This window comes from Bradyrhizobium sacchari (assembly GCF_002068095.1).
Classification (GTDB): Bacteria; Pseudomonadota; Alphaproteobacteria; order Rhizobiales; family Xanthobacteraceae; genus Bradyrhizobium; species Bradyrhizobium sacchari.
Map to the genome: position 1 here is coordinate 88782 of NZ_LWIG01000008.1, position 23632 is coordinate 112413.

The 23632-nt window shown below is 64.6% G+C and carries 22 protein-coding genes; 9 read left to right on the plus strand and 13 right to left on the minus strand.

Annotation, left to right across the window (positions count from 1 at the left end):
• Positions 1–187: 187 nt before the first annotated feature.
• The gene (locus tag A5906_RS41270) at positions 188–532 is read left to right on the plus strand and encodes a hypothetical protein (RefSeq protein WP_136615147.1); all 345 of its coding nucleotides are present in this window, start codon (positions 188–190) and stop codon (positions 530–532) included.
• Here the strand turns inward: A5906_RS41270 and A5906_RS11590 are convergent.
• From A5906_RS11590 to A5906_RS11610, 5 genes are all read right to left on the minus strand, one after another.
• Complete coding sequence (locus tag A5906_RS11590; RefSeq protein WP_080135514.1) at positions 499–999, minus strand: Dps family protein; 501 nt, start codon at positions 997–999, stop codon at positions 499–501. The two genes, A5906_RS41270 and A5906_RS11590, sit on opposite strands and share 34 nt — an antisense overlap.
• Before the next feature lie 90 nt (positions 1000–1089).
• Entirely contained in the window at positions 1090–1653 is a 564-nt protein-coding gene (locus A5906_RS11595; protein WP_080135349.1) for a cytochrome b, read from the minus strand.
• Complete coding sequence (locus A5906_RS11600; protein ID WP_080135350.1) at positions 1650–2702, minus strand: catalase family peroxidase; 1053 nt, start codon at positions 2700–2702, stop codon at positions 1650–1652. The genes A5906_RS11595 and A5906_RS11600 overlap by 4 nt, the downstream gene beginning before the upstream one ends.
• A 408-nt stretch (positions 2703–3110) precedes the next feature.
• Positions 3111–5963, minus strand: coding sequence for an ATP-binding protein (locus tag A5906_RS11605; protein WP_080135351.1), 2853 nt, complete (start codon positions 5961–5963; stop codon positions 3111–3113).
• Between the two features lie 126 nt (positions 5964–6089).
• Positions 6090–6365, minus strand: coding sequence for a hypothetical protein (locus A5906_RS11610; protein WP_080135352.1), 276 nt, complete (start codon positions 6363–6365; stop codon positions 6090–6092).
• On the opposite strand from A5906_RS11610, the gene A5906_RS41275 reads away from it, so the two are divergent.
• From A5906_RS41275 to A5906_RS11620, 3 genes are all read left to right on the plus strand, one after another.
• Positions 6364–6546 carry a hypothetical protein gene (locus tag A5906_RS41275; RefSeq protein WP_136615149.1) on the plus strand — a complete coding sequence of 61 codons (183 nt, stop codon included), beginning with the start codon at positions 6364–6366 and terminating at the stop codon, positions 6544–6546. The genes A5906_RS11610 and A5906_RS41275 overlap by 2 nt on opposite strands.
• 130 nt (positions 6547–6676) lie before the next feature.
• Positions 6677–6919: a hypothetical protein gene (locus A5906_RS11615; protein ID WP_080135353.1), complete on the plus strand. Its 243-nt coding sequence runs from the start codon at positions 6677–6679 to the stop codon at positions 6917–6919.
• Positions 6920–7153: 234 nt separating this feature from the next.
• On the plus strand, positions 7154–7387 hold the full coding sequence (locus tag A5906_RS11620) for a hypothetical protein (protein ID WP_080135354.1): 234 nt from the start codon (positions 7154–7156) through the stop codon (positions 7385–7387).
• A 205-nt stretch (positions 7388–7592) separates the two neighbouring features.
• Here A5906_RS11620 and A5906_RS11625 read toward each other — a convergent pair whose 3' ends face one another.
• The gene (locus A5906_RS11625) at positions 7593–8480 is read right to left on the minus strand and encodes an AraC family transcriptional regulator (RefSeq protein WP_080135355.1); all 888 of its coding nucleotides are present in this window, start codon (positions 8478–8480) and stop codon (positions 7593–7595) included.
• 293 nt (positions 8481–8773) lie between these two features.
• The gene (locus tag A5906_RS11630; protein ID WP_080135356.1) at positions 8774–9604 is read right to left on the minus strand and encodes an IclR family transcriptional regulator; all 831 of its coding nucleotides are present in this window, start codon (positions 9602–9604) and stop codon (positions 8774–8776) included.
• Between the two features lie 229 nt (positions 9605–9833).
• Here A5906_RS11630 and A5906_RS11635 point away from each other — a divergent pair, with 229 nt between their 5' ends.
• The 3 genes from A5906_RS11635 (at position 9834) to A5906_RS44240 (ending at position 14038) form a co-directional block, all read left to right on the plus strand.
• Positions 9834–12734, plus strand: a complete 2901-nt coding sequence (locus A5906_RS11635; protein WP_283807684.1) for an ATP-binding protein — start codon at positions 9834–9836, stop codon at positions 12732–12734.
• Positions 12735–12880: 146 nt separating this feature from the next.
• On the plus strand, positions 12881–13372 hold the full coding sequence (locus tag A5906_RS11640) for a helix-turn-helix transcriptional regulator (protein ID WP_161495384.1): 492 nt from the start codon (positions 12881–12883) through the stop codon (positions 13370–13372).
• 351 nt (positions 13373–13723) lie between these two features.
• Positions 13724–14038: a hypothetical protein gene (locus A5906_RS44240; protein ID WP_245326689.1), complete on the plus strand. Its 315-nt coding sequence runs from the start codon at positions 13724–13726 to the stop codon at positions 14036–14038.
• Positions 14039–14096: 58 nt separating this feature from the next.
• On the opposite strand, the gene A5906_RS11650 is transcribed toward A5906_RS44240, so the two are convergent.
• From A5906_RS11650 to A5906_RS42510, 6 genes are all read right to left on the minus strand, one after another.
• Positions 14097–15383 carry an efflux RND transporter periplasmic adaptor subunit gene (locus A5906_RS11650; protein ID WP_080135360.1) on the minus strand — a complete coding sequence of 429 codons (1287 nt, stop codon included), beginning with the start codon at positions 15381–15383 and terminating at the stop codon, positions 14097–14099.
• Entirely contained in the window at positions 15380–18562 is a 3183-nt protein-coding gene (locus A5906_RS11655) for an efflux RND transporter permease subunit (protein WP_080135515.1), read from the minus strand. The genes A5906_RS11650 and A5906_RS11655 overlap by 4 nt, the downstream gene beginning before the upstream one ends.
• A 143-nt stretch (positions 18563–18705) precedes the next feature.
• Positions 18706–19707 (minus strand): RNA polymerase sigma factor RpoH, encoded by a 1002-nt coding sequence (gene rpoH, locus A5906_RS11660; protein WP_080135361.1) that lies wholly within the window; start codon positions 19705–19707, stop codon positions 18706–18708.
• 148 nt (positions 19708–19855) lie between these two features.
• Complete coding sequence (locus A5906_RS11665) at positions 19856–21280, minus strand: sensor histidine kinase (protein ID WP_080135516.1); 1425 nt, start codon at positions 21278–21280, stop codon at positions 19856–19858.
• Positions 21281–21296: 16 nt separating this feature from the next.
• On the minus strand, positions 21297–21974 hold the full coding sequence (locus A5906_RS11670) for a response regulator transcription factor (protein WP_080135362.1): 678 nt from the start codon (positions 21972–21974) through the stop codon (positions 21297–21299).
• Between the two features lie 74 nt (positions 21975–22048).
• Positions 22049–22222, minus strand: coding sequence for a hypothetical protein (locus A5906_RS42510; protein ID WP_161495385.1), 174 nt, complete (start codon positions 22220–22222; stop codon positions 22049–22051).
• 231 nt (positions 22223–22453) lie between these two features.
• Here A5906_RS42510 and A5906_RS11675 point away from each other — a divergent pair, with 231 nt between their 5' ends.
• Both A5906_RS11675 and A5906_RS11680 read left to right on the plus strand, forming a co-directional pair.
• A complete protein-coding gene (locus A5906_RS11675) occupies positions 22454–22699 on the plus strand; it encodes a hypothetical protein (RefSeq protein ID WP_080135363.1) in 246 nt (81 codons plus the stop codon).
• A 253-nt stretch (positions 22700–22952) separates the two neighbouring features.
• Positions 22953–23303 (plus strand): hypothetical protein, encoded by a 351-nt coding sequence (locus tag A5906_RS11680; RefSeq protein ID WP_080135364.1) that lies wholly within the window; start codon positions 22953–22955, stop codon positions 23301–23303.
• The last annotated feature ends 329 nt before the right edge of the window (positions 23304–23632 follow it).

Sequence of the window (23632 nt, forward strand, 5' to 3'; positions counted from 1 at the left end):
GTGACCGGTCCTTCGGTCATGGAGCAAGCGTACAAGCGGGCCCGCGCCCCATCTTTCTCGGAAATGACGATATTGTCGATCTGCACGATGCGGAGCGTTGCGCGCGGCGAGCCTGCGGACACGAGCGGGACGTCATGTCGCCATGCCGTGCGGCGGTGCGGGCTAGGTCAGTCGCGGGATCTCGACGATGGTTCTGGTTGCCTCGGGTCCGAAGATGATGTTCATCGTTCCATTCAGGCGCGCGACGAGCATTTCGACGGTGGAATGGTTGCCCAAGGACCGCGCTCCACCTGTCGTTGCCGTTGTCGATGAGGCAGCACGTCGCCGAATCGGCCGCGCCCCAGACTTCGAGCCGGATGTTGCCGGCGCCGCCCGAGCAGACATGGCGCGCCGAAACGGTGATCAATTCGAAGACGATCATCCCAAGCAGATCCGGCAGGAGCTCAGGGAGACTGCTCATCTTTCATCCGCCTCCCGGCTGGATGGCTCGCCCTACACTTACGAATTCGGGCCGCCTCGCCCGGTCTCGTAGAGGAACCAGATCCGCCGCTCCGTCTCGTCGATCCAGTTTTCCAGCAGGCTGGCGGTGGCGACATCGCCATATTCGTCGCAGAGCTCGTGGACCCGGCGCATTTCCCGCGTCAATTGCTGATTGTCGCTGCGCAGTTCGGCCAGCATGTCCTGCGGATCGACATAATCCGCGTCATTGTCGAGAATGCGCTGCTCGCGCGAAATCTGGCCGATCGAGCGGAGCGTGGTGCCGCCGATCTTGCGCGCCCGCTCGGCGATATCGTCGGTCATGGCAAAGATCTGCTCGGCCTGCTCGTCGAGCAGAAGATGGTAGTCGCGGAAATGACTGCCCGACACGTGCCAATGGAAATTCTTTGTCTTCAGGTATAGCGCGAACACGTCGGCCAGCAATGCTCTCAGCGCGGCGGGAATGTCGCGGTTTGCATTGGCCCCGAGATCCGTCGGGCTTTGGAGGTCTGCTTTGGTCATGGTCGGCATCCTTGCTGGGGTGGGAAAACTCTAGCCGGGCGGTCTTTCTGTCCCGAACGGATCGTTCCCGGGTTGCACACCTGCCCGCGCTCATTCGGCGGGCTTCATCCGCTCCCGCTGCGGCAGGGGCGATATGGTCGCAAACACGCCGTCGCGACGGATCAAGGCATGGAACAGCGCCGCCGCCAGATGCAGCAGCACGAGGGCGAACAACGCGAGGCCCAGATAGACATGGGCATTCCAGAGCAGCGTATGCACGCCGTCGCTCTGCGGCAGCAACGCCGTGACCTGAATCCCGCCATACAGGACGACCGGATAGGCCGCGGCCCAGAGCATGCCGAGACCAAGCAACGGCATGATCATCATGAAACCGTAGAGCAGCAGGTGCGATAGTCGCGCGCCCAGCTTGACCGCCGGCGGAAGATCGGCCGGCAAGGGCGGCGCGCCGAAACGAAGCCGCAGCGCCAGCCTGATCAGGACAAGAAAGAGGAGCGCGAGGCCCAGCGTCTTGTGGATTTCGATGAGCGGCAGGTATTTCGGCGCCACGGTGGACACCATGCCGACACCGACGAAGAGCATGACGAGGATACAGACCGCCATCAGCCAATGCAGCAGCCGCTGGATCGGAGCGAAGCGATGCGGGGCACTGGTCATGGCTCTGCGGCCTCGGTTCTCGGATAGTCCCTGGCCTCGGCGGCGCGCAGATCGTAGGATCTGCGGTAGACCGACGAGCGCGCCGCCGGGAAAGGATCGTCAGAGACCCGGACTCCCTGCGGCAGCACGGTCGGATCGAAGTTGATGTCGCGGCAGGGTCCATCCCGCTCCGCTTCAATTCGCTCTACGACGAGCGTTCCGACCTGCACCTTGCGCCGGTTCTCCGGCCAGGGCCTGCTCGGATCCGCGGTCGGATCGCCGGGATCGGCCACGATGGTGACCATGGTCCATCGTTGCGGGGCGGACTGCACCCGCGCCGTGATGTCCTGCTCGAGAAAATCCGGCCCGAGCTTTTCCAGATCCGCCTGCGCGACGGGCACCGGCGCTGCCGTGGGCACGAGCGACCATCGCACGGCGTGCTCATCGCCCTTCGCATTCGTGAAGACGAAGCTGTTGAGGCTGTTATAGGGCTCCTCCGCATAGCTTGCGGTCCAGGGCGCCGCCTTGGCCCAGGCTGCGAAGGCGGCGAACTCCGGATTGGCGTGGCTGAAGGCCTTCATCGCCTCCGGATCCTTCTTGCCGGCCGCCACCAGCAGGTCGTGAAACGCATCGGGCGTGGCGACTGCAAAGACCGGCGGATTGATCAGCGCCATCCGCCACTCCTCTCCATCCGCCGCCGATATCTGCAGCCCGATGCCGCGCACGCGCACGGTCGCATCCACTGCGCTCGGATCGGCTGTGCCGAGATTGAAACGGCCGAGGACGGGATAGCGGCCCTGCGCGAACACCTTGGCGCGGGAGAGCTCCACCCCATTTCCGTTCGCTTCGAACGTGCCGGCGAAGCAGATTCCCTTGGCGTGATTGCGCCGGTGTCCGAGCGGCGGGCCGCTCGGCGGTGTCAGCGCTGCGATCATCCGATCCGGCGTGAGACGCCCGGGCGAGAGCCAGCCCGCAGTGTATGCGAAGGCCGCGGCGCTACAACCAATGACGGTTGCAATCAGGATGAGCGATCCAAGGCTCGAACGCGGCAGTCTGCCGGGCGGTTTCATCAAGTCTCCTTGCAGCGCGAAGGGGCCTGGCGCTCGAACGCGCAGCTCTCCGCTCGAATGGCAACAAGGCGCTTTTAGCGGGGCGATCGGCAGCGATCTTCCCAAACGCATCGTGATTTTCGCGAAGGCACGCCCGATCACATCGCTGCCAGTGGCCTTACGAAGCTGGCCCGGGCATTTCACGCCATCGCGATCACCACGTCCCATGTCGGACCTGCCGTCGCCGTTGCGTGCGATCCCGATACAAGCGCGCGGAACGGGAAGATGTCCACGATCCGTCATGGCATCCTGATCCGGCAATGAGACGGAACGTTCCGGAGCACGGGGGATGCGGCGCTCGCCGAGGCCGCAACTGCATCCGATTGCCAAATTGGATGACGCCCCCGGGGCATCCGCTGCGGCTCGACATTACGGGCTCGAGAGCTCCGCCATCATTGCTCTCGCGCGCTTCATATCCGAGGTCTCGAAGCCTTCGGTGAATTTGCCGTAAGCCGACGCAAGAACCCCGCTTGCCTCGACGGCGCGGTTCTGACCGATCCTCAACCGTGCCATGCTGATCGCCGTACGCAGTTCCCAGGACAGGGCGCCCTGATCGCGTGCCATCTCAAGCGCCTTGTCGAAGGCCTCCTCGGCGGCAGCGAGCGAGCGGCACTGGCCCGGACGCATCAACAATTCACCCCTGATGCGCCAGAGCTCGGCTGCATACCAGCCCTCGTCCCTCGCCTCGCACCTGGCGAGCGCCTGGTCGGCGGTCGTAAGCCCAAGCGACACCTCTCCGGTCTCTCCGAGACATGCCGCGAGTTCACCGAGCGGAAGCAGGAAGCGCGGCAGGAGGCGCGCCTCGCCCGCCAGCTCGAGCGCCTTCTGAAGCAGCGGCAATCCGGTGCCGATGTCGCCGTTTCGCGCCATGACCACGCCACGGAAAGCGCGCGCCCAGATGTTCCACAGGCGGATTGGATGACGTTCGGTGTGCTCGATCAGCATCGTGCAATAGCGTTCGGCAGCGCCGAGATCACCGGCGAGGAACGCGACAGGGCAGGCACCCTGGCCCAATATGCTGCAGAACGTCAGGGCGTGGCCGCTCGCACGCCCTTCTGCGACATTGCGCTCGACCACGCTCAATGCCTGATCCGGCAGACCGAGCAGCCACAGGATGCGCGCCTGGAAATAATGCGCCGAGGCTCTCAGATCGAAGCGGAAGCGAATGACCTGCGGCCTCGCGGCGAGGTCAGGCAGGCGCGACAAGGTCCGCTGAATGTGATCATGCGCCAATTTCTGGTCGCCGAGATAGTGCAACGACGTGGCGAGCAGCCGGTCGGCAGTCATCCGCTCGACGGAATTGCTGCAATCGGCCGCGGCGTCGGCGAATCGATGCGCGAATTCGAGCGCCTTGCGGAACTCGCCATTGTTGAACTGATTGATGCACAGTCCCCAGAGCGCCCGCAGCAGGTAATCCCTGTCGTCGAGTAGTTCTGCGAGCTGCAGGGCGGCAGCCCAGGCAGGTTCGGCCTCCCGCGCTCTTCCGACGCCATACATCAACGCCCAGCCACGCGCGGCCGACAATTGCATGCGAAGCCGCAATGCGTTGGCGGCACTCTCGTCGAGGCTTGCCAAGGCCAGCTCGGTCCGCTCACGGCATTCGGACAGGAGCGACAATTGCACCCATAGTGGAACCGCCGCTGCGGTCAGCGCGGCTCCGATCTGCGCGTCTCCGCCGGGAGAGAAGGCCCAATCGAGACACGATCGTACGTTGTCGATGTGCCGGCCGTAGAAGGCAAGCCACTCGGATTGCGGCTTCACCTCGCTGTCGGCCTCCGCGTTCGCGAAGAAGCCGCAATAGTACTCCGCTTGACGGCGGGCCGCGTCGGCAAATTCTCCGCCGGCATGAAGCTTTTCCATCGCGTAAGCACGCGTGGTGTCCAGCAGGCGGTAGTAAGGGCGGTCGCCGCGGATATCGGCGAGGACCAGCGACTTTGCCACCAGATTGGCAAGCTGCCCGGTGACATCGTCGATACCCTTGCTGGCAACAGCGATCACCGCTTCGAGCATAAACTCGCCAGCAAATATGCCGAGCTGCCGCAGCAGGCGGGCTTCGGTCTCCGGCAGCAGGTCGTAGCTCCAGTCGAGCGTCGCGCGCAGCGTTTGCTGTCTCGGCAGCGCAGTGCGGCGGCCGGTCGTCAGGAATCTGAACCTGTCGTCGAGAAGTGCCGCAATCTTCGGCGGGCTGAGCACCGCTGCCCGCGCCGCCGCGAACTCGATCGCGAGTGGAATGCCGTCCAGCCGCCGACAAATGGCCGCGACGGCGTCGAGGTTTTCTTCGTCGGCCACGAAGCTCGAGCCAAGGGCCCTGGCCCGCGTCGTGAACAGCTCCATGGCGGCATAGGCGGATGCGGCGCCGGCCTCGAGCCGGGATTGGGGCGGTACGCCAAGGGGCGCAACGCGATAGACATATTCACCGTCGATGCGCAGCGCTTCGCGACTCGTCGCCATGATGGTGGTCTCGGGGCAGCGGCTGACGATCGTCTCCGCAACCTGGGCCACGGTGTCGACCACATGCTCGCAATTGTCGAGAACCAGCAACAACTTCCTGGCGCCAATCGCGCGTGCGATGGATTCAGGCGAAATCTCTTCACCCTCCAGCTTGATGCCGAGCACGCTCGCCAAGGCCGAGCAGACGAGCCTGGGATCGGACAGAGCGGCCAGCTCGACCAGCAATCGATCCGCGGCAAAGCCGGCCGGCGGCCGTCTGGCAGCGTCCAGTGCAAGCGCTGTCTTGCCGATCCCACCGGGTCCGACGAGGCTCACGACACGATAGGCCGACAGCAGCTCCCACAGATGCGTGGTCGCAGACGCACGGCCGATGAGATCGAACGAAGCGTTGGGGATATTGGTCGACGGCAGCAGCGCGGGTGCGGCAGATCGTGGCAGAGCATCCGTCTGCCGGATTTGCCACTCGCCGACCAGGCGATAGCCGCGGCCGACCGTGGTGACGAGCATGTCGCGCCCAGAACCAAAGGCCTTCCGGATCGCCGCAACATGGACGCGGAGCGCACTCTCCTCGACGAAGACGCCCTGCCAGACACGTTCGGTCAGATCGTTCTTGGTCACCAGCTCGCCCTGGGCTCGCGCCAATTCGGCAAGAATCTCAAAGGCACGCCCGCCCAAGGGAACGGGCGCTCCCATCGCGCGCAACTCTCGTCGGGCGAGATCGACTTCCCATTCCCCGCACACATAGACGGGTTGCTGGCCTGGCTCAGCCATCGTCGACAGCCCCAAGCGGTTCCTGGATTTAGTGCTCAGCCTACCACCAACCTTTCCAAAAGACACAGCTCGCCCGGACGCCAATACCGGCGCCGGCCACGCTCATTGCGCTTCGATCCGACAGTCTCAGCAGCCGCGGCAGATCGATCCTTCGAGCAACTTCTCGAGCCGCGCATCTTCCTGGTCGATGGTCCGGTCCGTTCCGAGCAGCGGTCCACCCATCGCGTGACCGCCGCTCTCGGACGACGGAAGCGCAGTGCCGAGCGAGTTCGTCCCGGGCCTGCCGGCACTCGTACCGAGCGCACCGCCGCTCACCATCGACGAGCCGAGACCGCCGCGGGCGGACGCCGCGCCCGAGAGCGCGAGGCAAGTGACGACGCAGAGAAGCGAGATCGGTCTCATGGCTGCACTCCCAATGCTGTATGACCTGAATCCAGAACTGGGCTCCGCGCGTGATTTGACCATGCACGATCGCGCGATCGATTCTGACATCTGTGACAGGATTCCACGCGACAGCGCGCAAGGTATTCGTCGATCGCCTGAGCACCATGTCCTGCACTCGGCCATCTTCCCGCAAGCGTGATGCATGCTCACGGGATTTGCGGACCAGGCGACCTATATGTCGGGCACAGAATAGAACTCCGGAAACGCCACCAGCCGAGCAGCGATCCTTGCCAAGCGACTCTCCGCACGAGCAACAATGGAGAATCGCCATGAATGCATTCAAGATCCTGATCGCTACGGCACTGATCTCAACAGCGACATTGTCGTCTGCCTCCGCAGCCTGGTCATTCGCCGACCAGGAGCCCGCGACCTATGCCTCGATGTATCCCGACCGCGACGTGCTGAATGGCGGCACGTTGACCCCGGCGGGACGTATGGGACTTGAGCGCCCCGGTGGCGCCGCTCCCGTGTTCGGCGCAAGCCGGATTCACGAGCATCACTGGCGCCGATGACGATACGAAGCGACCAGGCGCCATGCCGCTTGCCGGATACAGGTAACCTTCGTCCGCGTCTCGAACGGAGTGCAGCCGCATCACGTGCGCGCAAATGCCATGGACGTCGCGCACATGACGCCGTGCAAGGACGAAAACGATCGTTCGATTGATACTACGGATCCAGCCCTCGCATTCACATGTCTGGCGAGCGAGCCGAGGCGTTCCCGGCATCGCTTTGCAAGGAGACGTACGATGACGACATTGAAACTGCTCTCGGCCGGACTGATCGCCGCGGCCATGGTTGCTTCCCCGGCGATGGCGCGCGAAGGCAATACGCATGCGCGCCGGACGAATGTCGATGCCTACGCATCGGCCCAACGCGTTCCGGTCACCTCAAAGCGCAGCTGCACGCGTGCACCGGATGTCGGCGCCTATGCAAGTGCCCCGTGGCGCCGTCCGCCCTGCGAGCCCACGTCCGGCTATTGAGCGTTCGAGCCGGACGAGGCTCCTTCGGCGCGACGCGATCGCGCGCGCTGCGCCGAAGCGGATCGTCACGCGGTCTCGGGCTCTTCCGGCTCAGCCGGAGAGGAGGAATGGCGGCTCTTCGTGAGGCCGTCATTCCTTCGATTTGGATCGACAAATGCCGGATCGCTCGCTCTGTCAGCGGTGCCGCGCGGCGACCGGCGCGGCATCAGGACAGGTTGTCGTCACCCGGCAAGGCGATATCGTACGACAACGTCCCAATTCTCTCGAAATCCGCTGCAGCTGCGTTTCGCCACCGACTTGGAGTGTCGCCGGTGAAGCGCCTGAACGTCGTCGTGAAGTGAGCCTGACTCTGAAAGCCCACAGTGAGCGCGATCTCCACAATCGACATCTCACAGTTCCGCAGCAAATCCTTGGCCCGTCTTATCCGCTGCCGCAGGACGAACTCGTGAGGCCGGCAGCCCGTCGCCGCCCGGAACTGCGCCGCGAAATGCATGCGGCTGAGGCCTGCAGCCGCGGCCAGATCGGCCAGCGCGATCTTCCGGCAGAAATGACTGTCGATGTAGTCGAGCACGCGCTTCAGGCGCCATTTCTGCAGCCCCTGGATCGGCCTCTCGCCCACGCAATGCCCGGTGCCGCTTCGCTCGCCGAGCTTCCACTGCCTGTCGGACTGCAATGCGATCAGCCTGGCGACGACGGCAAGCCGCAGCGCGTCGGCACAAAGGGCGGTGTGATCCTGCTGCATTCTCTCAACGGCGATGAGCGCCTCGGACAGGCCTTGAATGACGGGATCATCCGACGGCGCATCGCGAAGACCCGCTCCTTCGCCGGTGATGAGTGCCAGCCTCGCGGAGTGCAATCTGATCCCGGACTCGGACTGCGGGGGGATTTTGACGCGCAGCCGGCCGATATCACGCGTCGGCTCGCGCGGCGGCGTCCCGGGATAGCGCTGCGGGTGCGCTTCGATCGCAATGACCAAAGCGAGTTGCTCGAACGCTATTGCGCCGGCGCCCCGGACCGCCGTGTCATGATCGCGCGCCAGGACGGTTGTTGCGGCGACGTGTCCATCATTCGGTTGTGGCGATGGCTGGGGCATGGTCACGACTCTTGCTGTGATACTCGACCAAGGAGAGCTGCGCAGCCTGCGCCTGCAGGCAACGGAGCGCTTCGATCATGATGAGGGTAGCAAAGTGAGAACCGCTCGCCAGTTAAGAGACGCAAAATCAGGAATCTTCAGGTACTCCCATCCGCGCGGAACCGATGGTGGAATTGGCAGAGGAGTAAGCGGGGCGACCTGCTGATCTGATCGTTCAATCGATCCATTGGCGATACCGATCCCCCTCGACGCGCGTGCATGGAGAACCTGACGGTGCCGGGGATGACGGCGTTCTAGGCTACGCCACGAGGGAGGGTGGCAGCAAAAGCCCTCAGCTCCTCCTCCGCGATCTCCCATCCGGGCCCGGACAGGATCGCCGGGCCTGAGCAGGCCAAGGCGGCCGGACCAGTTCCAAAGCACCCGGCGGGAAGCGGAATCGCAATGCTGCGCAGACCTTCGGCATATTCCGAGAGAGTGCTGACGAAGCCGCTCTCTCGGGCGTGCCCGATGTCCCACATCAGGGACGACAGTGTCGTGCGGGTATTCGATGCCAGACCGACCAGCTTGCCGCGGCACAATTCCTCCACCTCGGCATCGCCAAGCTGCGACAGGATCGCCTTTCCACCGGCCGTCGCGTGAAGCGGCACTTTCTCTCCGAGCATGCACCGCGACGTCAGCGGCATCGATCCTTGCCTGCTCGCGATGACGACCATCGCGCCAGATTGCAACGCGCCGACTTCCGTCGTTAGACGCGTCGCGGCGCTGAGCTCTTCGATCTTTTCGAGGATGACGCCGCGGAGCTCGCTCGCCGCCACGTAGACGGATGCAAGCTGCATCGCGAGCACGCCGATGCGGAACCGGTCATCGCTGGTCCGCTCGAGCATGCCGATTTCGGTCAAGGAGACGAGGAAACGATGCGTCGTGCCGTCGTCCCAACCGAGATGGCGCGCGATATCCTGCAGCTTGCACACCTTGCACGGAGCACAGCCATCGACTGCTTCAGGAATGAACAGCTGGAGCAGACTGCCGAGCTTCTGAACGGTTGGAACACGAAATCCGCTGCTCCGTGCGGCTCTCTGGTCCCGCTTCGCGCGTCCTTCAGCCACCCCTCCCACTTCCGGCACTCCGAGTTGCCGTCACGAATTCGTGTATCAAGAACGACCAACCTATCGACGCCTGCATCGCGCAGTGATGGAGCGCCGACGACTGAGAAGGCCTTCTTGACACGGCAACGGCCTTCCCTGTACGACACCCAAGCGCATTTGCGCTTTCAAATTCTTGCCAAGGGTCGGTGATTTCCGGGTGGGTCCATTTCACCGGATCACGGCAATGAAGCTGATCCACGGGCCCCCCATGTCGCCTTCACAGGCCGGTCGAACCTATTCTTTCAAGAGCTGGCTCATCGATTGCCAGCGTAGAGAATTGAGGTACGACAACGTCGCTGTACCAATCGGAAGTCGCGCATTCGAGATCCTCGAGAAATTGGCCGGTTCTGCCGGCCATCTGGTGACCAAGGACGATCTGATCGGAAGCGTCTGGTCGGGCCTGACCGTCGAAGAGAACACGCTACAGGTCCATATTTCCGCAGTCCGCAAGGCGCTTGGCAAGGACCGCGATCTCCTCAAGACGATCTCCGGCCGCGGATACACTCTTGCGGGGACCTGGCGTAGTGGAGAGCCGGATCACTTCGCAGCGACACCGGTATCCATTCCGACCGACTCGTCGTTCGCAAGCAATTTACCGAACACGCGCGCGCCTCTCATCGGTCGCGAGGATTGCCTCAACGAACTGACCGATGTGCTGTCCGCATACCGGGCGGTGACCCTGGTAGGCCCCGGGGGCATCGGAAAGACGAAGCTTGCGGTCGAACTCGCGCGCAGGCTCGCATCCTCGTTCAACGAATCCGTCGCGCTGGTCGAGTTCGCGACCTTGCAGGACCCGGCACTCGCAATATCCGCGACGGCCCGCGCCCTGAGGCTCGCCTTGAACGACAAGGAAGTCTCGGCTGCGGGCGTTGCCCAGGCCATCGGCTCGCGCTGTCTGCTTCTCGTCCTGGACAATTGCGAGCACCTCATCGACGTCGCCGCGCAGATCGCAAGCGCCACGCTTCGCTATTGTCCGAACGTCACCGTTCTCGCAACCAGCCGCGAGGGCCTGCGCATCGACGGCGAATACGTCGCGGCCATCCCGCCCTTGTCGATCCCTCGGCCGGACGTGCACGAGCCGGATCTGCTTCTGCAGGAGAGCGCCGTACAATTGTTCGTCGCGCGCACGCGAGCGCTGCGCACGAGCTTCGTTCCCGATGCGGAAGACCTCGTCAAGATCGCCGCGATCTGTCGCCGGCTCGACGGAATTCCGCTCGCGCTCGAGTTTGCGGCCGCGCGCGCCGCAAATCTCGGGGTGGATACCGTATTGCGTCGCCTCGACAAGCGCTTCGAGCTCCTGAACGGCGGGCGCCGCGACCAGCTGCCAAGGCACCAGACGCTACGCGCGACACTGGACTGGAGCTACGATCTGTTGCCGCCGGAAGAGCAGAAGCTCCTTTGCAGGCTCGCGATGTTTCCCGCGGGCTTCACGCTCGACGCCGCCATCGCGATGATGGACGACGACGCGTCGCGACCCGATGTCATCGAGACCCTGTCAAATCTGGTTGGAAAGTCCCTCGTTTCCCTCGATCCATCCTTCGACGGGCGATGGCGCCTGCTGGAGAGCACCCGCGCCTATGCGCTGGAGAAGCTGGCGGAGGCAGGGCTCGTCGGGCAGGCCGCCCGGCGGCAAGCGGACTTTCTCCTGCAGCTCATACAGTCGCCCGGCGGCGGCCCTGCCGCCTCCGACGACTCCTCGCAGCTCGCTCGGGAGATCGGAAACGTGCATGCGGCGCTGGATTGGGCATTCTCGCCCGACGGAGATGTCGCGCTCGGGATCGAGCTCACGGCGGGGTTCGTCCCAGTCTGGATGCAGTTGCTGTCTTTCGCGGAATGCTCGACCCGGATCGAGCATGCCCTCGCGCATCTCACCCCCGAACTGACCTGCGATCCCGGGCTCAAGGCGCAGCTCTATGTCGCCCTCGGGTTTGCGCTTCTCAACACGACGGGCTCGGCGGATCGCATGAAGGCGGCGCTGAACATCGGTCTCGTGCTCGCCGAGGAGCTGGGTGACCTCGAGCTCCAGCTCAAGGCGGTCTGGACGCTGTGGAGCTACAACCTCAATTCCGGCCAGTACGGCGCGGCCAAGGAAGTCGGCGAGCGATACCTCGAGATCGCGTTGCGCACCGGAAATTCCGGCAACGAGACGGTGGGCCGGCGCCTGATCGGCGCCGCGACGCATTTTTGCGGAGCGCAGGAGGATGCGCGGCGTGAGCTGACCCTGTCCCTGGATCGTTCGGCGCACGGGTTGAAGGACGGCACGAACCAGGTGTGGTTCCTGCTGAACCAGGGCGTTCTGGCCAAGGCCATGCTGGCGCGCGTGCTCCTGCTGCAGGGAAAGGTCGCCCAAAGCAGATCGCTCGCCAACGAATGCCTCCGGGATGCGGAGAGCGAGAACGACAAGCTTGCGATGGCATACGCCTTGCGGAACGCCGTCTGTCCGATCGCCCTTATGACGCATGATCTCGATACTGCCGATCGCGCGATATCGTCGCTCCTGAAGCTCGTCACGCGCGAGGGGATCGCCTTCTGGGCGAGCTGGACGTCGTGCCTGAAGGGGCAGTTGCACGTTCTGCAGGGAGAGCACCGCGACGGAATCGCGCTGCTGCGCGATGGATTGAAGGCGCGGACCGAGAACGGATGGCTGATGCGCAATCCCGAGTTTCTCGGATCGCTCGCCGAGGGCCTGTTCGCGATCGGCGAGAACACGCAGGCCCTCGCCGCCATCGAGGAAGCCCTGAGCATTTCCCGGCAAGGTCGGCAGTTGTGGTGCGTTGCGGATCTGCTGAGGATCAAGGGCGAGGTCCTGCTGGCGGACAGCACATGCGATACCGCCAGGGCGGAATTGCTGTTCTCGGAAGGACTGTCCGTCGCACGTGAGCAACAATGCCGCTTCTACGAGCTGAAGGTTGCGGCGACCTGGGCAAGAATCATGGCAGGATCGAAACGTCGGCAGGCGGCACTCGACCTCGTGGGTCCAGTCAGTGCGCTGTTCGATCCGGAAGTCAGTCTTCCCGCGCTCACCTTCGCACGCAGTCTCGCCGCACGACCGGGCATCTCGGCCTCCAAATCGCCCGGCGACCACCCCCCTTCTCGCACCTGCCACTAACCTTGCGGCGATGCGGTCAGGGCAACTTCTCCCGCAAGGCAGCAACATTCCGTCGCACAGCTTCAGAAAACTTCACGGCGGCGACAAGGAAATGCAACGCCGTTCGGCTCATAATGCGGTCCTGGCCATGGCAGTGGAAGTCGCCGATGATCCCCGAGCCGGGTTCGCACGATCAAACACCGGACAAGTTGCGGCGCAGGCCAGAGGCCATGCAGCCGGTCCATCGCAGCACGGCGCGGGGGGCCCTCGCCGAGTGCCAGTTGCGGCGCATCAAGGCTGCGATCGAATCCACCGATACGCCCTGGACGCTCGAAGCCATGGCGGCGCTGATCGGCATGAGCCCGGGCCGCTTCTGCAAGCGCTTTCGCGCCGCGACGGGGCTTCCGCCCCATCGCTGGCAGATGCTGCAACGGATTGAGCGGGCAAAGCGGCTGCTGGACGACCGGAACCTCACACTGACCGACATCGCCTATGCCTGCGGCTATGCAAGCTCCGCGCACTTCTCGACAAGCTTCGGACACGCGACGGGCTCGACGCCGAGCGAATATCGACGCCTGCACCCATCTCCCGCCGGATTGCGGGACTCTACAGCAGCCCAGACCGAGGCGTCGTCCGCAGATAGTTGCGCGGCTCGATGAGACGATTGCACGGCACGGCTGCCTCCTCAGCACCCCGGCGGCAAGATCGGCGAGACTCCAGGCGTCGGCGCCGCACCCGTTGCGTTGGCTGGCAGCACTGTCGCAGGTGACGCCAGATTCATCGTCATTCCTTCCGCACAGGTTGAGGTGTTGGGGCTGGGTTCGACGGCAGCGCCCGGATCGATGCCCGTACCGACGTCGCCGCTGACGCCCCCTTGGATCGCACCCGGAGGTGGTCCGGCCGGTACTTGCGGGATCGAGAGCGGCAAACTCGTCGCGCTCGCCACCGCCCCGCCCGGAGTCGAACTGCAAGCTGTTGTCGCCCCCGTCCCTGACGGAGCGCCTGCGGAAATGGTGCCGATCAAGCTCCCGTTCTGTCCCATGACCGGAATGATCGAAGTTACAGTGCCTGGCATCGGCAATCCCGTGCTCGACACGATCGGGGTCGCCGGCACCGGCGTCGGAGACGTCGACGGTAGCGCACAGACGACGACCGTACCCGGTGTCGTCGGATCCGAGGCAAGCGGAACCGGAGCGAGCGTGGTGTCGGGCGCGCCCGGCACAGTCGTTGCGGAAAACGGACCCGGGCTGTTGAGCGGTGAGGTGACGATCGCCCCCGGTACGGTCGGCAGGCTCATCGCCGTGCTGCCGGTCGTCGCCACCTGAGCCTTGCTCGCAGAGCAGCCGAGCAACAGGGCAGCAAGTGCCGCACACGCGATCCGGATCATGTCTGGGGGCCCCGGCTCGCATCCTGCTGGCGGATGGCGACTTTGCTGCCTTCGACCAGATTGACCGGCGGGTTGAGCACGACCTGATCACCGGGCTGCACGCCCTCGCGCACTTCAACCGACGTGCCGAAATCTCGTGCGATCGATACCTTCTGTAAATGGACGACGCCATTGCGCACGACCGCGACATGAAGGCCGTTCTGATCGAACACCAGCGCATCGGCCGGAATCGACATGGACGGAGTCTTGCTCGGGATCGACAGTTCGACCGTGCAATAGATACCCGGATTCAAGGCGCCGTCCGGGTTGGGGACGTCGATCTCGGTCAGCAGCGTCCGGCTTCCCGGCTGCAACGCGGTAGCGATGCGTGTGACCTTCCCCGGAAACGTCCGGTCAGGAATCTCGGGGACGCGAATCTCAGCCTCGACACCAGGGGCGACGCCGAAGGCCTCGTCCTGCGGCACGAAGACTTGCGTTCGGATCACGTTTGAATGCATCAGCGTGAACATGAAGGTCGATCCGGCCGAGACGAGGCTGCCGTTGTCCACGTTGCGCTGCGTGATCACGCCATCGAACGGCGCCACCACGCGCTGGTAGGCCTTCTCTTGCTGGAGGACGCGAATCTGCGCCTCCTGCGCCGTGATGTTGGACTGCGCCACGTTCACGGCCGCCTGCTGCGCGCGCAAAGTGAGGCGATCGTTGTCGCCCTGCTGCGCCGTCAACCAGCCCTGCTTGACCAGATTGCTGTCCCGTGAATTGGTGACGTCGGCAAGCTCCCGGCTCGCTTGCGCCTGCTGCAACGCCGCCTGGTTCTGCGCCAGCGTCGCCTGCGCCTGCGCGATCTGCTGGTCGAGCTCCGGCGCGGTGATCTCCGCAAGGAGATCGCCCTTCTTCACGCGATCGCCGATATCGACGTAGCGCTTCTCGATGTAGCCGCTCGCCCGTGCGAAGATATTCGCCGCTTCGAATGCCGTCGTCGTCGCCGGCAGCGTGACCTTCGTGACGTCGCCGCTGGCGCGGACAGTCGCCACCCTAACCTCCGGAACGGCGGTCCTGATCCGCTCTGCGGACGCAGCCAGATCGCGTGCAGCCTGATCATGCCGCCAGCCGCCCGCGCCGAGACCGCCGGCAAGGAGCAGGACCACGGCGCCGCCAAGCCATGCGCCGCCGTATCGGCGTCGCGGTCGCACCTCCTTGCCGGGCAGCTCCACAATGCGGCCGGTTTCCGCCTCAAGCCGCTCGCTCACGCCGTCGCTGTTGGTCCGCACGCGAACATCGCTCATTCCGGTTGCTCCTCGAATACGCCGTGGCGGGGCTTGCCGTCATTGCCCTTGCGCAGCCAGGCGAAGAGATAAGGCACGATCAGCAACGTCGTCGGCGTTGCGAACAGCAGGCCGCCGATGACGGCACGAGCGAGCGCCGCATTCTGCTCCTCGCCGGGACCTCCGATCGCCATGGGGATCATGCCCACGATCATCGCGGCAGCCGTCATCAGCACGGGACGGATTCGCGTCCGGCCTGCGCTCAGCGCGGCCTCGAACGCGGATTGCCCCTTCAGCTGCGCCTCACGCGCGAAGGTCACGAGCAGGATGGAGTTGGCCGACGCAACGCCCACCGCCATGATCGCGCCCATCAGCGAAGGCACGTTCAGCGTCGTCCCGGTGATGAACAGCATCGTCACGATACCGCAGAAGGTCGCCGGCAACGCCATGATGACGACGAAGGGATCGCCGAAGGTCTGGTAGTTCACGACCATCAGCATGTAGACCAGGATCGCGGCGAACAGCAGCCCAATCCCGAGATCGCGGAACGATTGATGCATGCTCTGGATCTGTCCCAGGACCTGGATCGAATTGCCCGGCTGGAGCTGCTTCTTAAGCGTCGACGTCGCCTTGTCGATATCGGCCGCGACGCTGCCGAGATCGCGCCCCTGCACGCTCGCATAGACGTCGTACACCGGCTGGACATTGGCCTGGTTCAAATTGGTCGGCACGGTCCCGCGCTTGAAGGTCGCGACATTGCTGAGCAGGCCGGGCACCGTCTGCCCGCTTGCGGCCAGCGAGGCCGACACCGGCGTGTTCCCCAGCGCATTGAGTGAATTGGCGCGATATTCGGGCGTCTGCACGGCGAGGTAATAGGGAATGCCCGACGTCGGGTCGGTCCAGAAGTTCGGCGAGACCTGGGCTGACGAACTAAGGCTGACATTGATGTTGGTCGCCACCGTGCTGGCATTGAGTCCGAGTTGTGCGGCACGGGTCCGGTCGATGTCGGCATAGAAGGCCGGCGCGTCGACCTCCTGCTGGAGATGCGCATCGACAACGCCTGCAATGGCTGCCAGTCTCGTCTGCAGTTCCTGCGCCACCGCCAGATTGTTGGCGCCGTAGCCGACGGTCCGGACGTCGATTTGCGCCGGCAGGCCGAAATTCAGGATCTGGGTGACGATATCGGCCGCCTGGAAGTAGAAAGTATCCTCCGGGAAAGCCGCGGGCAGGACCTCGCGCAACTTCTTGACGTAGTCCGCAGTCGGCCCGTGGCCGTCCTTGAGGGATACGAGGATCGTGCCATCGTTCACCCCGATCGTCGAACCGTCGGTGAACGCCAGATTATAGGGACGCGCCGGCAGTCCGATATTGTCGACGATCAATCCGCGATCCCGCTCCGGAATGACGTCACGGATCTTGTCCTCGACCGCCTGGAAGATTGCCTCGGTGCGCTCGATGCGGGTGCCTGCGGGCGCCCGGACATGGAGCTGGATCTCGCCGCCGTCGATCAGCGGGTAGAAGTCCCTGCCCACATAGACGAACATGACGGCCCCGAGCGCCAGCACGAGCACGGCAACGACCGGCACGATGGCGCGACGCCGGAGCATGATCATCAAGAGCACGGAATAGCTGTCGCGCAAGCGCTCGAAGGCGCTCTCGAACGCGGCCGAGGCTCGCGAAAACAGGCCGGACGGCCTCTCGCCCTCGCCATGGCGCCGCTCGCCTTTCAGCAACAGGCCGATCGTGATCGGTGTGAGCGTCCGCGACAGCACGTATGACGCCAGCATCGCGAACACCACCGCAAGGCCGAGCGGCGTGAACAGGTACTTTGCGGGTCCTTCGAGGAACACCACGGAGGTGAAGACGCAGCTGATCGCGAGCGTGGAAACGAGCGTCGGCACCGCGATTTCGGCCGCGCCGTGCAGCGTCGCCTCCGACAGCGGCATGCCCTCCTCCGTCCAGAGCCGATGCGTATTCTCGATCGTGACCGTTGAATCGTCGACCAGGATGCCGACCGCGAGCGCCAGCCCGCCCAGCGTCATCGTGTTGAGGGTCTCACCCAGGAAATGCAGGACGATGAGCGAGGACAGCATCGCGAGCGGGATGGAGATCAAGACCACCAGCGTGGACCGCCACGACCCCAGAAACACCAGGATCATCAGCGCCGTGAGACCCGCCGCGATCGCTCCCTCACGCAGCACGCCATTGACCGAATGCGTGACGAAGACCGATTGATCGAACAGCTCGCTGATCTTCAGCCCGGCAGGGGCCGACGCCCGGATCGACGCCAGGGCATGCTTGACGCCGTTGACGACAGCGAGCGTCGAGGCGTTGCCGTTCTTGATCACGCTGAGCAGAACCGAGCGATGGCCGTCCTCTCGCACGATGTTCTGCTGGACCTGTGATCCATCCCTGACCTGGGCGACGTCCTTCAGCAGGATGGTGGCGCCGTTGGCGAACTTGACCGGGATATTGTTGAGATCCTTGATCGAGGCCGGCGTCGCGTTGGTCCGGATGGTGTACTGGGTGTCGCCGATCTTCGCGGTGCCGGTCGGCAGCGTCAGGTTCTGGGTGTTCACCGCATTGACGATGTCGAGCGGCGTCAATCCCCGGGACAGAAGCTTGTTCGGATCGATGTCCACCATGATCTGGCGATACTTGCCGCCCGCAGGCGTCGGCAGCGTCACGCCGGGAACGGGAGCCAGTTGCTGGCGGATCCGGTAAATGCCGAAGTCGTATAATTGCTGCTCGTTCAGCTTGTCGGACTGGAGGCTGAGCTGGAGCACCGGCACACTCGAGGCATTGAACTGCACGATGACCGGCGGCTGAATTCCCGGCGGCATCAGGGCGCGGATCGCATTCGTCGCCGAAACGATCTGCGAGATCGCGAGGTCCAGATTGACGTCCGGCTGGAAGTAGATCTTCTGAACCGACAGGCCATTGAGTGTCTGCGCCTCGATGTTCTTGATGCCGCTGACATTGGCGCTGATGGAATACTGACTGTAGGTGGAGACGCGCTGCTCCATCTCCGGTGTCGATAGACCCGTGTAGCTCCAGATCACGGTGACGACGGGAATGCGGATCTCGGGAAAGATGTCGGTCGGCATCGACCAGACCGCGATGCCGCCGAGAAACAGGATCAGGGCCGCAAGCACATAGAACGTGTGCGGAAACCGGAGCGCGAAGCGGACAATTCCCATGATGACGACTGCCTGGAGCAGGTTGCGCGAGATCTCAGGTGAGGTGGCGATCGATGCGCGGCCCTGCAAATGAAAACGAGTTCAGGTGTTCCGGCGTCGGCGCGGACGGCCTCCCGCCCGATGCATCGCCGCGTCGTGTTCGCTCAGGGCGCGACGAGCTCCTCGGCCCTCGGGCGCAAGACGCCGCCAGGAGGGACGCGCGGCATCGGGGACCGAAATTCACCACGCTCCTCTGCGCGCGCATGCGCAAGGTCCTGCGTGGCACGCAGAGCGGCGCGCTTCACTTTCGCAAAGGCGCGGATCTCGATCTGCCGGACCCGTTCGCTGGAGATCGAAAGCTCGCGGGCGAGTTGATCGAGCGTGCAGGGATGCTCGGCCAACTGCCTTGCCTCGAGCACGCGACGCTCGCGCGCGGTGAGGGCATTCAGCGCGATACCGAGGGCGCTGGTCCGGCGCTCCGTCTGGTCCTGGTCGGCAAGGAGCGTCTCGGCGTCGGTCGTGTCGTCGACCAGCAGGGCTTCCCACTCGGCACCCTGCTCGTCGCCGCCGACACGAGCATTCAGCGACAGGTCGCCATGGAGGCGGCAGTCCATCTCCATCACGTCGCGCGCTGAAACTTCGAGCTTGACGGCGATCGCCTCGGCGACATCAGGCGTGAGCCCTGCCATCGCACCGCCGGCGGCCTTTCTCATTTCGCCGCGAAGCCGGAAAAACAGCTTCTTCTGGGCCGCGGTCGTTCCGATCCTGACCAGCGACCAGGAGCGCAGGATGTATTCGTGAATGGTCGCCTTGATCCACCACATCGCGTAGGTCGAGAATCGCGAGCCCCGACCGGGCTCGAACCGGGACGCTGCGATCACGAGCCCGAGATTGGCCTCGGCCATCAGATCGGCGTATGGCAGACCATATCCCTTGTAGCTGCGCGCGACTTTGGCGGCGAGCCGGAGATGGCTGGTGACGAGCGCGTTCGCGGCGTCGCCGTCCTTCGTCTCCTGCCAGCGACGCGCAAGCTGCTGCTCCTGCTCGCGCTCGAGCAGCTCGTAGCGGCCGATGACAGCGGAATATGTGTTGAACATTCCGGCCGCTGCATGCCGGCCCGGCACGGCCATATCGATCTTGCTCAAACCCGCGTGGCGCGTTGGCATCCCTTGCTCCCACATTCTCACCGGCGAACGGACAGTAGAAGGGCTCCGAACCACGGCGCCAGTAAATTGGACTTAACAAGGCTGAATTCGCTTTCAGAGATCGCGGCGTTCTTTTCGCTTCGCACGTTATCGCGCGCGGGCACGACGGTCACATCGGCGCGAGGCTGGCGTGAAGCGAGCGCCCAGGCTCGGACGCGGTGGCTTCGCGTGTTGCTTCTCGCGTCGGAGCAAGAATCTCTAGCTGTCCGCCGGGCCCCGGGTAAATCGTCAGGCGGAAGCCGTGCAGCTTGACGATGGCAGCGACGAGGCTCAGCCCCAGTCCGACGCCCGGCGTGTTGCGCATCTTGTCGGAGCGGTAGAACCGCCGCAGCACCGCCTCGCGCTCCCCGACACCGATGCCCGGGCCGGTATCGCTCACGCAGACGCGCGCGGTCTCGTCGTCCGACGCCAGCTCCAGCGTCACCCTTCCGCCGGCGGGAGTGAATTTCACAGCATTGTCGACGAGATTGGCGATCGCCTCGAATAGCAGGTCCGGGTCGCCCCGCACCTCGGCCTTGCGGTCGATGGCGACGCCGAGCGCGATCCCCTTGTCTTCGGCGATCGGTTCGTAGACGTCGCACACCTGCCGCAGGATCTCGTCGAGCGCGACATCGCCAAAACCGGCCGTTCGGCTGTTGCTCTCGATTTCGGCGAGGCGCAGCAGCGCGGTGATAATCGCGAGCGACTGATCGATTCCGGCGATGGCCTTGTCCACGACGTCCTGAAGGTTCTCCAACGTGGCAGCGTGCGTCCTGCCGCGCTCCAGCGCCAGGCGGACCCGTGTGAGCGGCGTTCTGAGATCGTGGGCGATATCGTTGCCGACGCCGGCCAGCGCGTTGATCGTGGTCTCCATCTCGTCGAGCATGGCGTTGACGATTCCAGCCAGCCGCGCAAACGGATCGTCCGTATTGGTCTGCGGCAGACGCTCGCTGAGATCGCCGGCGACGATGCGCTGAACGTGCCGGTTCACCTGCTCGACACGCTTCTGGGCGCGGACGCTGAGCCAAACCCCGGCCAGCAGGCAGAGGCAGAATGCCGGCAGCAGACCCAGCAGCAGCGCCTGCCCGACGACGATGGATATCTCGCGCGTCTCATCGACGTTCCGTCCCATCACGAGGATATGCCCGTTGGCGAGCCGCCTGCCTGCGGCCTTGACCACGGGATCGTGGAGCGTCGGCGGCGCGATCCGGGCGAGCCGTATGCTCTGCACCGGCCCGCCGAGATCGAGCTTTGGCGGCAATCGCGCGATGTTGCCGGCAAGCCGGGTCCCGGCGGCGTCGAATAGCCCGGCATATTGCACACCCCTGGAATCCTGCTTGAGGTGATCGGAGATCGCGTCATTGAGGCGGCCGGGCGGCAGCTCGGCCAGGAAGTTGAGCTGCGTTGCGATCATGCGGTCGGATCGCATGATCAGGTAGTCGTCGATTTTCCAGTAGATGAAGGCGAACAACCCGGCGACGAACAGCGCCAGCATGGCCGCCACAGCGGCGGTCCAGAGGAACGTGTTCGAACGAATGAACTCGATCTGGCGCATCGATCCGACGGACTTGTCAGCGAACACGCAGGATGAATCCCGCGCCGCGAACGTTGTGGATGAGCTGCATCTCTCCGGGACCGTCGACCTTGTGGCGGAGGCGGCCCATGTGCACGTCGATGAGATTGGTGGTCGCCGGAACGAATTTGTAGTTCCAGACCTCTTCGAGCAGCATCGCGCGCGTCAGCAGCTGGTCGCTCCGGCGCATCATGTATTCGAGCAGGCGGAATTCGCGCGGCAGCAGATCGATCTCACGCTCGCCGCGCCGCGCCCTCCGCTCGATCAGATCGAGCTCCAGCGGTCCGGCGTGCAGCGTGGTCTCGCGGCTGTCGACCGGACGGCGCAGCAGCGCCTCCACCCGGGCAACGAGCTCGACCAGCGCGAACGGTTTGGTGAGATAGTCGTCTCCGCCGACGCGCAAGCCGCGCACCCGATCGTCCACGGCACCGAGCGCGCTCAGCACCAGCACCGGCGTCCTCACCTGGTCTTTGCGCAGGGCCTCGATGACGGTGAGCCCGTCCATTCCGGGCAGCATGCGATCGACGATCAGGGCATCGGGCGACGATTCGCGCGCACGGTCGAGACCGCCGATGCCGTCGGGCGCCCATCGCACCTCGAACCCGCGCTCAGTGAGCTCTGACACGATCGCGTCGGCAGTCTCGGTGTCGTCCTCGATCAGGAGAATCCGCGTCATTGTGCTGGTCCCACGTCCTGCGAGGCCTCGAGGCCGGCGGAGAAACATGGGGTCGGTGGTCCGCGACGACATGTTCAATACCCGCCCGGGCCGAACATGCGGAGCAGCACCGGCGCGCGACGTGCCGTCGGCTCGCGGAGCACGTAGTCCTGCGCGGAATGCAGCACCACTAAATAGCATGTCAGGAAGCTCGCAACGGCGGTCGCCGCCGGCGCGAGGTCAATCGAAAGTGCTGTCGCCGTGATCATCTCTCATCTCCAGCCAGAAGGACGCTCCCACAGATATGTCCGCGAGGATGCCTTCGTTACGCGCCGGAACCGGACGCGTTGCGGGTGTGCACGATCGTGCTTGCCGGCAACGCTGGGATCACGGCGCGTTGAAGACAGGTGAGCAATTCGTGCGTTCTGTTGGCGCACGATCGCTCGCACCTGCTGTGCATGCCGGCGTGGACTGCCTGCTGTCACACAAGGAGAAGCCCAATGACCACTCTCAAGCTGTTGTCGAGCGGACTGATCGCAGTCGCCATGCTCGGCGGCCCCGTCATGGCGCGCACGAGCCATGCCGTGACGCATCCGTCCGCCATGCAAGCCGATCCGGTCGCATCGAAAGGGCTCGTCTATCAGGGCGGCCGAGCCTGCGTTCCTGCGCCGCGCGTCGGCGCGTTCGCGACGGCACCGTGGACCGGTGACAACGTTCCCTGTGAGCCGGGCACCGGCAGCTTCTGATCGCGGCGACGTCGCGGCCGGCCGGGTGGACGCCTCGCCCGGCCGTTGCCGTTCAACGATGGCGGCGGGCCTGCTATTGGGCCCGACTCCGCACCGAGACGCGCGCCGGATCATTTCGTCGATGCGCTGCGCCTGACATCGAATTCAGTGGGATCGCCGCGCGAGCTTCCTATCTTCCGTTCACGCAGGGGCTTGCCGACGGCACGAGGCGAACGCATCGGCCGCAGGCATCGGGACACGAAAGGAGTCCGTCATGAAACGAGCATTGATGATCCTCGCGACAGCCGCGCTTGCCTCCGCGCTGGCGGTCGGAACGGCCGAGGCACATGGCGGCGGTGGCGGCGGCCACGGCGGCTTTGGCGGCGGCGGCCATATGGGCATCGGCGGCGGTGGGCATTTCGGCGGCATGGGACATGCCGGTGGATTCGGCGGCGAGCACCTTGGCTTCGGTGGCCAGCACCTCGGCTTCGGCGGCCTCCGCCAGCACGCGTTCCACCATTACGGCCGCTTCCGGTCCGGATATGGATTCTATGGCGCCTATCCGGATTGCTATGACTGGTACGCATATCATCCCGGCCAGCCGTTGCCGCTGAGCTGCAGCTAGCCTGCGCCCGTTCTCTCCTCCTCGTCATTGCGAGCCAACGGGTCCGCGCGAAGCGCGGCCCGATGACAGGCTCCGCGAAGCAATCGAGAATCTTTCCGCGGAGGGACTCTGGATTGCTTCGCTGGCGCTCGCAATGACGGCGTGTGTGGCCGCAGACACGCCTTCGCATTCTCGCGGCACAATTCGCCCGAGCTTTGCTTGATCGCTCCACCCTTAAAAACCAAGAGGGCGCAGGGAAGGCCGGGTGCCGACCTCGCACCCGCGGTCCGCTGCGCGAAAGGTAGCGCAAAGGAACCGCACAGCAGCATACAGGTGGTGCCAATCACTCG

Bases quoted from the DNA above. Each gene is read 5' to 3' on its own strand.
- A5906_RS11600 (WP_080135350.1), bottom strand. From the start codon at position 2,702: ATGAAACCGCCCGGCAGACTGCCGCGTTCGAGCCTTGGATCGCTCATC.
- A5906_RS41275 (WP_136615149.1), top strand. From the start codon at position 6,364: ATGGCTGCACTCCCAATGCTGTATGACCTGAATCCAGAACTGGGCTCC.
- A5906_RS11610 (WP_080135352.1), bottom strand. From the start codon at position 6,365: ATGAGACCGATCTCGCTTCTCTGCGTCGTCACTTGCCTCGCGCTCTCG.
- A5906_RS44240 (WP_245326689.1), top strand. From the start codon at position 13,724: ATGGTGCCGATCAAGCTCCCGTTCTGTCCCATGACCGGAATGATCGAA.
- A5906_RS11620 (WP_080135354.1), top strand. From the start codon at position 7,154: ATGACGACATTGAAACTGCTCTCGGCCGGACTGATCGCCGCGGCCATG.
- A5906_RS41270 (WP_136615147.1), top strand. From the start codon at position 188: ATGGTTCTGGTTGCCTCGGGTCCGAAGATGATGTTCATCGTTCCATTC.
- A5906_RS11650 (WP_080135360.1), bottom strand. From the start codon at position 15,383: ATGAGCGATGTTCGCGTGCGGACCAACAGCGACGGCGTGAGCGAGCGG.
- rpoH (WP_080135361.1), bottom strand. From the start codon at position 19,707: ATGCCAACGCGCCACGCGGGTTTGAGCAAGATCGATATGGCCGTGCCG.
- A5906_RS11590 (WP_080135514.1), bottom strand. From the start codon at position 999: ATGACCAAAGCAGACCTCCAAAGCCCGACGGATCTCGGGGCCAATGCA.
- A5906_RS11680 (WP_080135364.1), top strand. From the start codon at position 22,953: ATGAAACGAGCATTGATGATCCTCGCGACAGCCGCGCTTGCCTCCGCG.
- A5906_RS42510 (WP_161495385.1), bottom strand. From the start codon at position 22,222: ATGATCACGGCGACAGCACTTTCGATTGACCTCGCGCCGGCGGCGACC.
- A5906_RS11665 (WP_080135516.1), bottom strand. From the start codon at position 21,280: ATGCGCCAGATCGAGTTCATTCGTTCGAACACGTTCCTCTGGACCGCC.
- A5906_RS11595 (WP_080135349.1), bottom strand. From the start codon at position 1,653: ATGACCAGTGCCCCGCATCGCTTCGCTCCGATCCAGCGGCTGCTGCAT.
- A5906_RS11625 (WP_080135355.1), bottom strand. From the start codon at position 8,480: ATGCCCCAGCCATCGCCACAACCGAATGATGGACACGTCGCCGCAACA.
- A5906_RS11675 (WP_080135363.1), top strand. From the start codon at position 22,454: ATGACCACTCTCAAGCTGTTGTCGAGCGGACTGATCGCAGTCGCCATG.
- A5906_RS11635 (WP_283807684.1), top strand. From the start codon at position 9,834: ATGTCGCCTTCACAGGCCGGTCGAACCTATTCTTTCAAGAGCTGGCTC.
- A5906_RS11605 (WP_080135351.1), bottom strand. From the start codon at position 5,963: ATGGCTGAGCCAGGCCAGCAACCCGTCTATGTGTGCGGGGAATGGGAA.
- A5906_RS11640 (WP_161495384.1), top strand. From the start codon at position 12,881: ATGATCCCCGAGCCGGGTTCGCACGATCAAACACCGGACAAGTTGCGG.
- A5906_RS11615 (WP_080135353.1), top strand. From the start codon at position 6,677: ATGAATGCATTCAAGATCCTGATCGCTACGGCACTGATCTCAACAGCG.
- A5906_RS11655 (WP_080135515.1), bottom strand. From the start codon at position 18,562: ATGGGAATTGTCCGCTTCGCGCTCCGGTTTCCGCACACGTTCTATGTG.
- A5906_RS11670 (WP_080135362.1), bottom strand. From the start codon at position 21,974: ATGACGCGGATTCTCCTGATCGAGGACGACACCGAGACTGCCGACGCG.